Below are 13,432 nucleotides of genomic sequence, written 5' to 3'. Positions count from 1 at the left end.
CCTCAACGGCCTGGCGGGTGATTCAGAGATTCCCTGACCGCCTCGATCACCACCTTGAAGCGCTTCGGCAGTGCCTTGCGGGACGGGTAGACCGCGTACACCGGCATGGTCAGGTCGGTGCGCCACTCCTTGAGCAGTGGCACCAGTGGCTCGGCCCCGGCATGTTTGGGCAACAGGTAATCGGCGATGTAGCCGATGCCCAGGCCCGAACTCACCGCATCCAGCACCGTTTCGGCACTGTCGATGACAAAGTTCCCCGACACCGCCACATCCAGGTGTTGGCCGTCGCGGCAAAACGACCAGTTGTGATAGTCCCGGGTCTTGCTGCGATAAATGATGCAGTTGTGCTGACTCAGCTGGTCTGGATGGCTGGGCGCACCATGACGCTGCAGATAGGCCGTGGACGCCAGCAACACAAAGTCCACATCGTACAAGCGCTGGGCGATGTAGCCAGGACTGATCTGCTTGCTGGTGGTAAACCACAGATCCACGTCGTCCTCCAGCATATCGACGCGGCAATCCCCCAGAGTCACCTCCAGCGCCAGTCCCGGATAGCGCGCCTGCAGCGCCTGGGCAATAGGCACCATATAACGGGCCCCCAACGAGTGGGACATGGCAATGCGCACCCCGCCGGCAATCGCCTCTTTTGAGTCAAGCACCTGTTCGGTGGCCTGATCCATCACCGCGATCATTCGCTGACAAGACTCGGCAAACAACGCCCCTTCACGGGTCAACGTCAACTGCCGGGGCGTGACCTTAACCAGCTTCACTCCCAGGCGCTGCTCGAGATCCTTGACCTGCTTGCTGACGTGAGAGATCGACACTTCCAGCCGCTCTGCTGCCAGCGTAAAGCTGCCCGTCGACGCCAGCGCATCGAAGATGATCATCTGATAGGCATCGTATTTGCCGTGCTTGTTCATGGTTATCCCAGCTCCCCGATCGGAATCGGTTTCATAGTAGCGAAATCCCGCCCCATCTCTCCATGGCCATCACCGCAGTTGTGTCGGCAGGCACAAAAAAAGCGAGCCCGCAGGCTCGCTTTATACGCCGTCTGTGAATCGACGCCTCTAGTCTTGATAAGCGTCGATGGGCACACAGGCACAGAACAGGTTGCGATCACCGAACACGTCGTCGATGCGATTCACCGTCGGCCAGAACTTATTGTCGCGGGTGGCCTGGGTCGGGAAAGCCGCCAGCTCACGACTGTAAGGTCGGTCATCGAACCCCGGGTCCATGATGTCGGCCTGAGTATGGGGTGCGTTGCGCAGCGGGTTGTTATCCGCCGGCCACGCTCCGGACTGCACCTTGTCGATCTCATTGCGAATGCTGACCATCGCTTCGACAAAACGATCCAGCTCCACCTTGGACTCCGACTCGGTCGGCTCTACCATCAGAGTCCCCGCCACCGGGAAACTCATGGTCGGCGCGTGGAAGCCGTAGTCCATCAATCGCTTGGCCACGTCCATCTCGGTTACACCACTGGCCTCTTTCAGCGGCCTCAGGTCGATGATGCACTCATGGGCCACCCGATCGTTGCGACCGGTATACAGCACCGGATAGTGCTCGCCCAGTTTGTTGGCCAGGTAGTTACCGGACAACATCGCCACCTGGGTGGATTCTGCCAGGCCGCGATCCCCCAGCATGGCGATGTACATCCAGCTGATGGCCAGAATGCTGGCCGAGCCGTACTGGGCAGAACTGACCGCACCGTTATCCTGAGACACCAGCCCGGTTTTGACAATGCTATGACCGGCCACAAAGGGGGCCAGGTGCGCTTTCACACCGATGGGGCCCATGCCTGGGCCACCGCCACCGTGGGGAATGGCAAAGGTCTTGTGCAGGTTCAGGTGCGACACGTCGGCGCCGATGAAGCCGGGAGCGGTAATGCCCACCTGGGCGTTCATGTTGGCGCCGTCCAGATACACCTGGCCACCGTGGTGGTGAATGATGTCGCAGATCTCGCGCACCGTCTCCTCGTACACCCCGTGGGTAGAAGGGTAGGTGATCATGATGCAGGACAGCCGCTCGGCATGCTCTTCGGCCTTGGCCTTGAGATCGTCCATATCGACGTTGCCCTTGCTGTCGCACGCCACCACCACCACTTTCAGGCTGGCCAGCATCGCCGATGCCGGGTTGGTTCCGTGGGCAGAGCTGGGGATCAGGCAGATGTCACGATGGCTCTGACCCAGAGACTCCTGATACTCCTTGATCGCCAGCAGGCCGGCGTATTCACCGGAGGCGCCGGAGTTAGGTTGCATGCACATGGCGTCGTAACCGGTCACCTTCACCAGCCAGTCCGCCAGGGTATCCACCAGGGCGCGGTAACCCTTGGCCTGTGTTTGCGGGCAGAAGGGATGCAGGTTGGCAAACTCCGGCCAGCTGATGGGCAGCATCTCGGCGGTGGCGTTCAGTTTCATGGTGCAGGAACCCAGCGAGATCATGCTGTGGTTCAGGGCCAGATCCTTGCCCTCGAGGCGACGAATGTATCGCAGCATCTCGGTTTCGCTGTGGTAGGCGTTAAACACCTCATGGGACAGAATTTCATCCACCCGCACCAGCTGTGGCGACAACGGCGTGGCCGTCTCGGCGTCGATGGCGTCAGCGTCCAGCTTGGTGTCGTTGCCGGTGATCACCGCGTACAACACCTGCAGTGCCGCCGTAGTGGTGGTCTCATCCAGGCTGACACCGAAACGGCCTTCACCGTCGTGGCGCAGGTTGATACGAGCGGCATCGGCGCGGGCCAACAAGGCCTCGGCATCGTCAACCTCAAAGCTCAGAGTATCGAACCAGTTGTCGTTAATCAGCGACACGTCGGCCTGTTTGAGGCCATGGGCCAGCACCGTGGTCAAACGGTGGGTCCGCTCGGCAATGCGCTTCAAGCCGTCGGGGCCATGATAAACGGCGTAGAAGGAAGCCATGTTGGCCAGCAGCACCTGAGCGGTACAGATGTTGGAGTTGGCCTTCTCACGACGAATGTGCTGTTCTCGAGTCTGCATCGCCATCCGCAAGGCCGGCTTGCCGCGGCTGTCTTTGGAGACACCGATGATGCGACCCGGCATGGAACGCTTGTAAGCGTCACGGGTGGCAAAAAAAGCGGCGTGCGGGCCGCCATAGCCCATCGGCACCCCGAAGCGCTGGGCACTGCCCAGCACCACATCGGCCCCCAGCTTGGCCGGGGCGGTCAGTTTCACCAGCGCCAGCAGATCCGAGGCCACACAGACGATGCCTTTGTTGGCTTTCACGTCCGCCGCCAGTTGGCTGAAGTCGGTGACCTGGCCATGGCGATCCGGGTACTGCAGCAGCACCCCGAAGATGTCGTGCTCTGCCGCGTTCGCCGCCGGGCCTACCAGCACCTCGATGCCCAGGTGCTTAGCCCGGGTCACCACCACATCGATGGTTTGCGGGAACACGTTGTCGGCAATGTAGAACAGGTTGCACTTCTTATTCTTCGACACCCGTTTGGCCAGCGCCATGGCTTCGGCGGCGGCGGTGCCCTCATCCAGCAGCGAGGCGGACGCCAGATCCAGGCCGGTCAGGTCCATGGTCAGCTGCTGGAAATTCAGGATCGCTTCCAGGCGACCCTGAGCAATTTCCGGTTGATAGGGGGTGTAGGCGGTGTACCAGCCCGGGTTTTCCAACACGTTGCGTTGAATCACGTACGGCACGTGGGTGTTGTAGTAACCCATGCCGATGTAGGAGGTATACACCTGGTTCTGTTCGGCAAAACCTTTGAGGGTCGCCAGCGCGTCCACTTCGCGCTGTGGCTCACCAATGCCCATCAGGCCAGGCAGGCGAATCCCTTCCGGGACAATCTGGGCGGTCAGGTGCTCCAGGTTGTCAGCACCGATGGCCGCCAGCATCTCATGGCGCTGGGTGTCGGTGGGGCCGATATGACGGGGGAGAAATTCGTCCCCGTTAAACAGATGGGACAGAGACTGCTGCTCGCTCATTATCCAAAATCCTTGTTCTGCCAGCGTGGTAGGGTCGCGGCACAGATAAGAAGACAAAAGCCCCTCTGCGGGGGCTTTTTTTATTGTTGTTTATTCGTCGTCGATCACGGTCTGGTAGGCTTCTGCGTCCAGCAGACCGGCCAGCTCAGACTCGTCGGTGATTTTCACCCGGAACAACCAACCGTCGCCAAACGGATCGCTGTTGACCTGCTCGGGGGCGTCTTCCAGCTCTTCGTTAATGGCCACCACTTCACCGGTCAATGGCGAGTAGACGTCGGACGCCGCTTTTACCGACTCTGCCACGGCACAGTCTTCACCGGCATTCACGTCGTCACCCACATCCGGCAGGTCCACAAACACCATGTCACCCAGCAGCTCCTGAGCGTGCTCGGTAATGCCGATGGTGTACTCGTTGTCGCCCTCAGCACGCACCCACTCGTGGGAGTTGGTGTACTTGAGTTCAGATGGAATATTGCTCATTGTTGTGTTTCCCCATCAATGTGTCTTAAAACGCTTGTTTTCCATTACGTACGAAGCTGGGCTTGATCACGCGAACCGTTACCCGCTTTTTACGCATCTCCACTTCGACCTGTTCACCGACACTGCGAGGCACCCGCGCCATGGCGATGGAGTACCCCAGAGTCGGAGAGAAACTGCCAGAGGTAATGATCCCCTGCTGCTCAACGCCGTCGGCATCGGTAAAGAACACCTTAAGGCCGCTGCGAAGCACCCCCTTGTCGGTCATCACCAGGCCAACCAGCTTATCGGTTCCCTGAGCCTTGATGCCCGCCAGCGCATCACGGCCAATAAAATCACGTTCCTGGGGTTCCCAGGCCACCGTCCAACCCATATTGGCCGCCAGTGGATTTACGCTTTCGTCCATGTCCTGACCATACAGGTTCATGCCCGCTTCCAGTCGCAGTGTGTCTCTGGCACCCAGGCCTGCGGGTTTGACGCCAGCCTGCAGCAGTTGTTCCCACAGATCCGCCGCCTGCGCTGAAGGAACCATGATCTCGTAACCCGCCTCGCCGGTGTAACCGGTGGTCGCCAGGAAAAGATCGCCGGCCTGTACGCCAAAGAAGGGCTTCATCCCCGCCACCATCGCCTGTTGTTCGGCAGACAATACCAAAGCGGTGCGTTCGATGGCCTTCGGACCCTGCACGGCGATCATCGCCAAGTCCGGCAGCTCAGACACCGTCACCTCGAAGTCGGCCGCCTGACGACCGATCCACTCCAGATCTTTTTCCCGGGTGGCGGAGTTCACCACCATTCGGTAATGGGTGTCGCTCAGATAATAGGTAATGAGATCGTCGATGACCCCACCCTGGTCGTTGAGCATGCCGCCATAAAGGGCCTTGCCCGCCACCGTCAGTTTGGCCACATCGTTGGCCAGCAGTTTACGCAGGAAGGGTTTAGCCTGGTCACCGGTGATGTCGACCACGGTCATGTGGGACACATCAAACATGCCGGCGTCGGTGCGTACCTGATGATGTTCTTCAACCTGGGAGCCGTAGTTGATCGGCATCTCCCAACCGTGGAAATCCACCATCTTGGCATTGGACTCCAGGTGCTTAGCGTAGAGTACGGTTTGATTCGCCATCTGTGTTCCTTGTCTGGCTTTTTGCCCTTTTGTGATCAGGGTCTATTTTAGGGGTTGGGCGCATTATACCCAACCCTTCTGGTTTGTATACAATTTCACCGTAAGTTGGTGGTGGCAACCCCTAGGGCTTGCTCAATAAACTTCCGCTTTAATCCAGGAATTCGGTTAACCAGCGCCAATCCAATATCGCGAACGCCCTTTTTAACAGGATCTTGTCCTGCGAACAGCCACTTGAATCCGGACATGGCGGCGATCATCTCCTGAGCCGCCGCCTTGCGGGGCCGAGCGTAGCGCTGCAGCAACTTCAGGTCTCCAATATCGCGTCCTTTGGCGGCGGCGTCGTTGATCACGCTCACCAAATGCTCACTGTCGGCCAGCCCCAGGTTGACGCCCTGCCCCGCCAGCGGGTGAATGGTGTGGGCGGCGTCGCCCACCAGCGCCAGCCGTGGCAACACAAAGTCGCGGGCATAACGCATGGTCAGCGGAATGGCGAGACGATCACTGACCACCTCCACCTTACCCAGTGCCGCCTCACTGGCCAGGGTGATGCGCTGACAAAATGCCTCGGCATCGCATTCGGTCAACTCCTGTGCCTGCTCCGGCGGCAGAGACCAGACGATGGAACACTGGTTGGGATTCGGCAACGGCAACAACGCCAGCGGTCCCTGTGGCAGGAACACCTGGCGGGCGATGCCTTCATGAGGGCGGCTGCACTGTACCGTGGCCACCAGACCATGGTGACCGTAGTCGCGGAAGCTCAGGGGGACATTGAGTTGCTGTCGCAACCAGGAGTTGGCGCCGTCGGCGGCCACCAACAGCCGGGCACTGAGCATGCCGCCATCCGCCAGAGTGATCCAGGCCTCGTGCTCACCAAAGGCCACCGACTGCGGCGCACCGAAGAAGCAACTGATGTTGGCGTCGTGCTCCGCCTGCTGCCACAGGGCATGGGCAATCACCCGGTTTTCGATGATGTGGCCCAGATCCGGCTGCTGGTAATCGGCGGCATCAAACTCGATGTTGCCGATGCTGTCTTTGTCCCACACCTTCATGCCGGTGTAGGCCGACAACCGCTGCGCCGGCATTCGCTGCCAGGCGCCGAGCCGGCGCAGATACAACTCGCTGGCACGGTTGATGGCGCTAACCCGAACGTCATAGGGGCCGCTGGCCGCCTCCGGCTTGGCGCGGTCGATCACCGCCACCGAAATACCGGCTCGAGCCAACCCCAGCGCCGTGGCCATGCCCACCATGCCTCCCCCGACAATTGCGACCTGTACCGACTGAGCCATTACCATTGTGCTTTCCTTACTGACGAACCTTGCCCCATGGTCTGGGACACCAGTCCCTGCGCCAGGGTAGGCATCCAATCCATGGCCATCAGCCCCAGATTGCGACCCACCTGCAGCACAGGGTTGTTGTTAGAGAACAGCTTCACCAGGCCATTGGTGAGGCTGACGGTACGTTCCACGTCGGCCTGACGGGCGCACCAGTAGTCATCCAGTACCGAGAAGGCGCCGGGATCTGCTTGCTGCTGCAGGCTCAGCTGCAGTCGTTGAGACAGGGTCATGACATCGCGCAGGCCCAGGTTGAAGCCCTGGCCGGCGATGGGGTGAAGAGTTTGCGCGGCGTTGCCGATAAGCACGACCCGGTGATGCACCGGCTTGCTGACCCGCTGCAGGGCCAGTGGGTAGCTGGCGCGTTTGCCCACCTGCTCCACCGCTCCCAGCCGGAAACCAAAGGCACGCTGCAACTCGGCGGCAAAGGCCGCATCACTCAGCTGCAAAATGCGCTCAGCCTGCGGCTGACTGCGCACCCACACCAGCGAGTAACGGCCGTCGCTCATGGGCAGCAGCGCCAGCGGGCCTTCATCGGTAAAGCGCTCAAACGCGGTCGAACCAACGTTGGCCATGCGCACGTTGGCGATCACCGCCACCTGCTCATAGTCGCTGCGCTGCAGTGGCAAGTTCAGATGCTGGCGAACCCGTGACGTGCCACCGTCGGCGGCCACCACCAGCCCCGCCTTCAGAGTCTGGCCCGAGGTCAGACTCAGTTCGCAGTAGTCCCGATGCTGGCTCATCGACGCCAGCTGATCCGGACAATACAGCTGCACCTCGGTGTCGGCCAACGCCCGGTGCAGCACCGGCCCCACCCGCTCCAGCTCCACCACCTGACCGAGGGCATCCACCCCCTGTTCGGCGGCGCTCATCCGTACCTGGCCCCAGTGACCACGATCGCTGACATGAATGCGGTCGATGGCCGCCGCGCCACCGGCCAGCAAGGGCCACAGCCCCAGTTGCTGGTAGTGCTGCACCGACCCGTGGGCCAGGGCAATGGCGCGGCTGTCGAAACCCGGGTGGTCAGTGTCACTGACTGGCCTGGCTTCAATCAGTGCCACCCGCCAGCGACGCGGCGCCTCGCCGGCAGGGCTGAACTCCTGCTGCGCCAGAGCCAACGCCAGCGTCGTGCCGGCCATGCCGCCACCCACAATTGCAATATCAACCTGTTGCATCACATACTGTCCGTAGAGTGCGTCCACGGCGGCCAACGACCGCCGCAGCCTTTACATGGCCATGATGGCCTCAATCTCGTCAATCTCTTTGGCCACCGAAGCGGTCAACACTCGATGACCGTCCTCGGTCACCAGTACATCGTCTTCCACTCGAATGCCGATGCCTCGCCAGCGGGGATCGACTTCGGCATCGGGGCCAATGTACAGACCCGGCTCAATGGTCAGTACCATACCCGGCTCCAGCGGACGGCTGCGATCCGGACTGTGGTAGTCACCCACATCATGAACATCGATGCCAATCCAATGGCCCAGGCCATGCATGTAATACGCTTTGTAGGCTTCGTCGGCAATCAGGGTATCGACGTCGCCCTCCATGATCCCCAGCGCCACCAGGCCACCCACCATGATCTGCAACACCCTGTGGTTAGCCTCCTTGATGGAGACCCCGGGCTTGATCATCTCGATAGCGGCTTTCTCCGCTTCCAGCACCAGGCTGTACAGCGCTTTCTGGTCGTCGCTGAAACGGCCATTGGCGGGGAAGGTTCGGGTAATGTCGGCCGCATAGCCCTGATACTCGCAGCCGGCATCGATCAACACCAGCTCACCGTCGCCCATGGGGGCTTCATTTTCGGTGTAATGCAAAATGCAGGCGTTGTCGCCACTGCCAACAATGGTGTTGTAGGCCATAAAACGGGCCCCCAGCATGGCGCAGTGATGGGCGATTTCCGCCTCCAGTTGATATTCGAACATGCCGGGACGGCAGGACTGCATCGCCCGAATATGCGCCTTGGCACTGATCTCACCGGCCTGGGCCATCACCGCTACTTCCGCCTTCGACTTATGCAGACGCATCTCGTGCAATTGCGGACGCAGATCCAGCATCTGCGACGGCGATTTGAGACCGCGCCGGCTACCGCCGCGCAGCGTCGTCAGCAACTCGGCCACCACGGCGTCACCGCGGGCACACTGTCCCGGCAAGTAGCCCAATGTGTCACTGCCATTAACCAGATCCGGCAGCAACTCCGCCAACTGACCGATGTCATAGGCTTGATCCACCGCCAGTTCTCCGGGAGCGGCATCGACGCCGAGACGCCGACCGTGCCAGATCTCCGCCATCTTGTCGGTGGGACGAACAAACAGCACCGACTCCGGACTCTGGCCCGGACGCAACATCAACACCGCATCCGGCTCATTGAAGCCAGTCAGGTAGAAAAAGTCGCTGTTCTGGCGAAAGTGATACTCGGTGTCGTTAGAGCGAGTGCGCTCCTGGGCCGCAAACAGCAACGCCACGCTGCCTTGAGGTAGGGCCTGAAGCAACTGTTGCCTATGAGCAACGAAATCCTTGATTTCCATGGGCCTGAATTCCTATTCCATAGTTGTCGTTATCAATGCAGGGTTTTATCACCGGGCAGGGTGCCGAACTCCAGCAGGCATTTCCAGCAGGTATCGACGACGTGATCCACCAACACCGAAAAGCCCTCGGCATTCTCCTGGTTGTCTTCGACGTCAAACTCGACCTGAGTGATCTCACGCAAGTCACCCAGCATCTCGCCCAGCTCCCCCTTAACGGTATTGAAGGACGGCTGCAGCCGGGCCAACCCAAGGAAGAAGCTCTGAATCCACTCAATCAATGCTTCCAGCCGCTCCGACAGGGCTTCGTCTTCATCGGGCAGCAGTGGCTGGAACGGCACTTCCGGATCTTCGGACAAGCCGTTATCGATGCAGCGATAAACGTCTTTCATCACCTGCTCAAGTTCGCCGCTGAATGGCTGGCCATCATTGGCCAGCTCCAGGAAACTCTTCTGCCACCCTCGCTTGTCCAGGCGAATGCCGCCACAGACCAGGCCCGTCATCAGGCCGTGGAACTCACTGGGCAACATAGTCAGGTCTGACTTGTTCAGCGCCGCTTCCAGCTTATTCATCAACAAAGGTGAGTTACATTTCATGAGTTTAATTCCCGCATTAGAAGTGAGCTCATGCTATCACGGGCAACTGCAACGCTCCATATCTTCGCCCTTACCGCCAGGCCGAGATCGTCGCCGAATCCACGTCAGTCCCCGCCGCCGCCCGACGCCATGACAATGCCACTGGGCAGAAACCGGATTCCACAATCCACGCAGCCGCCACTATCTGTGCTAATCTAGCAATATCAATGCCATTGAGCCCATGACACGCCTTCGGCATTGAACAATTCGTCACGCCGATATACAGTCGGCAACCAGCCAGGTTACCGGGAACCAGAATGAGCTCCAACACCATTGAAATTACGTTACTTGAACGGGTATACACCATCGCCTGCCCACCGGGAGAAGAGGCCACCCTTCAACACGTCAGCCAACTGCTGAATCGTCGTTTCATGGAGCTGAAACAACGCAACGCCCTGCTGACCATCGATCAGCTGGCGGTAATGGCGGCCCTGAACCTGACCCATGAATTGCTCGCCTACCAGACCCGTGCCGATGAACAGCAACAACTAACATCGAAGCGAATTCAAGCACTTGAGAAAACAATTGCACAGGCTTTGTGCGATCGCGCAAAGGAGCGACCGAAATCGGTTGAGTCCGACTCCGAGCCACAATAGACTGAAGACGTAGGGTTAAGGCGCCGTAAGGGTTTTGGCTCTACACTTATTGAGCTCCCTGTGGTGTTCGCCAGTAGGTTATGTCCCTGGCCGATGCTTACAAACCAAGGGGTCACTGCTCGTTGCTATTGTGCAGGCTCGGCCAGAACCGAGAAGCCTACGGTGATGACAGCGATTCCGCCCTGAACCTACGGTTCATGGGCTTACGCCTGACAGCGGCATCTACGGGGAAACTCACGCCCATGCGGCTTCAAGTAATTGCACAGGCTAAGTGCAATGGTGCCTCTGCCACAATCGGCGTCCGCCATCCCCGTCCACTCGGCGGCTAAGGCTGGATTCAGGTACCGCCAGCTAGAATGCTCTACAGATACTGAGCTCCCTGTGATGTTCGCCAGTAGGTTATGTCCCTGGCCGATGCTTAAGATCCAAGGGGTCACTGCTCGTTACTATTGTGCAGGCTCGGCACGTACCGAGAAGCCTACGGTGATGACAGCGATTCCGCCCTGAACCTACGGTTCACGGGCTTACACCTTACAGCGGCATCAACGGGGAGCACCATCTCTCGGTACTCGCCTTCTTCCTGCTCCGGTTTTGCGGTAGGGTAACCTCACCCTCGATTCCATCGATCCCTGAATCATGACTTGTACTGATCCCCGACAGACGCTCAGGAAACAGCTGCGCCAGGCCCGCAGGGCCCTGACTCAATCCCAGCAGCGGCTCGCCGCGGAGCAACTGTGCCAGCGACTGAGTCAGCAGCCACAGATTCAACACGCCCGGGTTATCGCCCTGTACCTGCCCCAGGACGGCGAACCCGATCTGCAGCTTCTGACCCAAAAGTTATGGCAACAGGGGAAAACCCTGGCACTGCCGGTGATGCACCCGTTTTGCCGGGAGCGAATGCTGTTTCAGCGCTACGCCCCCGACACTCGACTCAAACCCAATCATTTTGGCATCGCCGAGCCCTACTGGAACCAAAGCGAACTGGTGTTGAAACATCAGCTGGAGGTGATGCTGATGCCGCTGGTGGGATTCGATGCACAGGGACACCGGTTAGGAATGGGCGGCGGTTTCTACGATCGCTTTCTGGCCGGGCCAAACCGGCCCCGCCACCTGATCGGCGTGGCTCACCAATGCCAGCAGGTTGCTTCGCTGCCGCCGCAACCCTGGGACATCGACATCGACGCCATCGCCACGCCTGCGCAGTGGCTGCAGTGTCAGCCAGGGCGTTAGTTCAGAAGTTGTAACTCAGCATCAGGGTCACCAGGTTGGCCTCGCTCGACTCCCCCATCACCTGGGGAGGCAGAGTAAACTGGCCAACACTGCCATTACGGGCATCCGCCAGCTGATACTCCAGGTTGACCGACAGATTCGGCATCCAGTTATAGCGGACACCGGCAATGTAACTGGTAGACTCCAGTCGCTTCCAGGCCTGGGATACCATCACATAAGGCTGCCACAACTCCAGGTGCCAGGCAGCGGCCACGTAAGCGGCATGCTGCAGTTTGTCGCGCTCAAACTCGGCCCACAGCTCCCACTGATCAAACTCATAGCGACCACCGAGAGAGAACACATCCAGCGTGTCGGGATCACCGCCCACCTCAAAATCGGCATAAAAGTAGGTGAAATTGAGCAGGAACCGAGCGCCGTGCAGCTTGAGGTTGATGCCGGCCTGCACCTCGGTTTCGATCTCCAGTGTCGACGGCCCGAAATCCACATTCTCATGGTTATGACCGCCATAAAAAGGATGCAGCTGCAGCTGCAGTTCATCGCCGAGGCTGTAGTTGTACAACAGGTCGATGCCATTAAAGGCGGTGATCCCCAGCATGGTGCCGTACACGTCGATGGGGGGCCGAGCCCAGGGGTAAGCGTTGCCCACGTAGTAGTACTCCGAGGCCACAAACAGCGGCAGTCGCAACCGGCCACCTCGAGCCTCAAGATTGTCGGTCAACTGCCAGCCCAGATAGCCCCACTCAAACTGAGGATCGGAAAACGTATCCTGCGGCCGTTTCACCACCTGTGCCGACGCCCGCCACGAGTCACTGAGCTGAGAATCCAGCTGCAACCCCACCGTGGTGTCACAATCGAAGCACCAGTCATCATCGAAGCGACGGTGAATGTACAGCGGCGTGGCGTTGTCGCTCTTGGCCGCCGACACCGAGGCAAATCCCGACAGCACCAGGTAATCATCCCATAAGGCGATGCCCGCCCAGGCCGGTCCGGCAACCAGTCCCAAGGCCATCATCAACACAACGTTTGCTGCTCTCATCGACCCACTCCCTGTTCGATATCGAGAATAATCCGCGCCCCCTGGGGCACCTGTTGCCGATCCACATAGGCGATGCCTCTTGGGTGGTCAGACAGCCACTGTAAGATGGCTTCGGAGGACGCCTCCCTGATGGCGTCTGGTGGCTGCCCCTTGCCAGAAAACGCCATCCGCGCCCGGCGGCTGTTGATCTGGGGGATGGATTTATTCAGAAAGGATTTGTAGAAGGTCTGTTTTTCCAGGCTGCCCTCGGGCCAGTCCACCAATTCCACCTTACCAAAGGCCTCGATGGATCTCAGCTTGCCCAAGTACAACATTTTGGCCTTGCTTTCGCTGATGGCGGGCATGGCATCATTGAGGGTGATCAGCACATAATCGCCACACAGGCCAACGCCTGGCCACATCAGTGCCAATACCAGCAGCAGCCTCCGGCCACCAATTGTCCAAGGTGTTTTCATCAACGCCCATCCTTGAGCAGCAAAATTGAGATTAGTTGCTAGGCTTTAGCTAACAGTATAGAAAGTTCTTCGAC

Annotated in this window: 12 protein-coding genes and 2 other RNA genes; 4 read left to right on the top strand and 10 right to left on the bottom strand. The window is 59.5% G+C overall.

The features are described 5' to 3' along the window. Positions 1-2 precede the first annotated feature (2 nt). The 8 genes from J8Z22_RS02815 to J8Z22_RS02780 form a co-directional block, all read right to left on the bottom strand. The gene (locus J8Z22_RS02815; protein WP_035416194.1) at positions 3-920 is read right to left on the bottom strand and encodes a LysR family transcriptional regulator; all 918 of its coding nucleotides are present in this window, start codon (positions 918-920) and stop codon (positions 3-5) included. A gap of 147 nt (positions 921-1,067) precedes the next feature. Next, entirely contained in the window at positions 1,068-3,950 is a 2,883-nt protein-coding gene (gcvP, locus tag J8Z22_RS02810; RefSeq protein WP_252008667.1) for an aminomethyl-transferring glycine dehydrogenase, read from the bottom strand. A gap of 90 nt (positions 3,951-4,040) precedes the next feature. Continuing rightward, complete coding sequence (gene gcvH, locus J8Z22_RS02805; RefSeq protein WP_028114255.1) at positions 4,041-4,430, bottom strand: glycine cleavage system protein GcvH; 390 nt, start codon at positions 4,428-4,430, stop codon at positions 4,041-4,043. Positions 4,431-4,455: 25 nt separating this feature from the next. Beyond that, positions 4,456-5,550: a glycine cleavage system aminomethyltransferase GcvT gene (gene gcvT, locus J8Z22_RS02800; RefSeq protein ID WP_028114256.1), complete on the bottom strand. Its 1,095-nt coding sequence runs from the start codon at positions 5,548-5,550 to the stop codon at positions 4,456-4,458. A gap of 95 nt (positions 5,551-5,645) precedes the next feature. Then, positions 5,646-6,842, bottom strand: a complete 1,197-nt coding sequence (locus J8Z22_RS02795; RefSeq protein WP_252008665.1) for an FAD-dependent oxidoreductase — start codon at positions 6,840-6,842, stop codon at positions 5,646-5,648. After that, positions 6,836-8,056, bottom strand: a complete 1,221-nt coding sequence (ubiH, locus tag J8Z22_RS02790) for a 2-octaprenyl-6-methoxyphenyl hydroxylase (RefSeq protein ID WP_252008655.1) — start codon at positions 8,054-8,056, stop codon at positions 6,836-6,838. The genes J8Z22_RS02795 and ubiH overlap by 7 nt, the downstream gene beginning before the upstream one ends. Positions 8,057-8,107: 51 nt before the next feature. Then, the gene (gene pepP, locus J8Z22_RS02785; RefSeq protein WP_252008653.1) at positions 8,108-9,409 is read right to left on the bottom strand and encodes a Xaa-Pro aminopeptidase; all 1,302 of its coding nucleotides are present in this window, start codon (positions 9,407-9,409) and stop codon (positions 8,108-8,110) included. A gap of 32 nt (positions 9,410-9,441) precedes the next feature. Then, positions 9,442-10,002: a UPF0149 family protein gene (locus J8Z22_RS02780; RefSeq protein WP_028114260.1), complete on the bottom strand. Its 561-nt coding sequence runs from the start codon at positions 10,000-10,002 to the stop codon at positions 9,442-9,444. Between the two features lie 296 nt (positions 10,003-10,298). On the opposite strand from J8Z22_RS02780, the gene J8Z22_RS02775 reads away from it, so the two are divergent. From J8Z22_RS02775 to J8Z22_RS02760, 4 genes are all read left to right on the top strand, one after another. After that, the gene (locus tag J8Z22_RS02775) at positions 10,299-10,637 is read left to right on the top strand and encodes a cell division protein ZapA (protein ID WP_028114261.1); all 339 of its coding nucleotides are present in this window, start codon (positions 10,299-10,301) and stop codon (positions 10,635-10,637) included. Between the two features lie 52 nt (positions 10,638-10,689). After that, a non-coding RNA gene (ssrS, locus tag J8Z22_RS02770) (6S RNA) lies at positions 10,690-10,872 on the top strand. Between the two features lie 138 nt (positions 10,873-11,010). Further along, positions 11,011-11,193, top strand: a non-coding RNA gene (ssrS, locus tag J8Z22_RS02765) — 6S RNA. A gap of 80 nt (positions 11,194-11,273) precedes the next feature. Beyond that, positions 11,274-11,867, top strand: a complete 594-nt coding sequence (locus tag J8Z22_RS02760; RefSeq protein ID WP_252008651.1) for a 5-formyltetrahydrofolate cyclo-ligase — start codon at positions 11,274-11,276, stop codon at positions 11,865-11,867. Position 11,868: 1 nt separating this feature from the next. Here the strand turns inward: J8Z22_RS02760 and J8Z22_RS02755 are convergent, their stop codons facing one another. After that, positions 11,869-12,903, bottom strand: coding sequence for a hypothetical protein (locus J8Z22_RS02755; protein WP_252008648.1), 1,035 nt, complete (start codon positions 12,901-12,903; stop codon positions 11,869-11,871). Continuing rightward, entirely contained in the window at positions 12,900-13,358 is a 459-nt protein-coding gene (locus tag J8Z22_RS02750; protein WP_156897099.1) for a hypothetical protein, read from the bottom strand. Before J8Z22_RS02750 ends, J8Z22_RS02755 begins: the two co-directional genes overlap by 4 nt. Positions 13,359-13,432: the final 74 nt, after the last annotated feature.

It is taken from the genome of Ferrimonas sp. SCSIO 43195 (genome assembly GCF_023716685.1).
GTDB classification, from domain to species: domain Bacteria; phylum Pseudomonadota; class Gammaproteobacteria; order Enterobacterales; family Shewanellaceae; genus Ferrimonas; species Ferrimonas kyonanensis.
The sequence above is the reverse complement of the archived record's forward strand: the minus strand, read 5'-3'. Positions and strand labels throughout refer to the sequence as shown.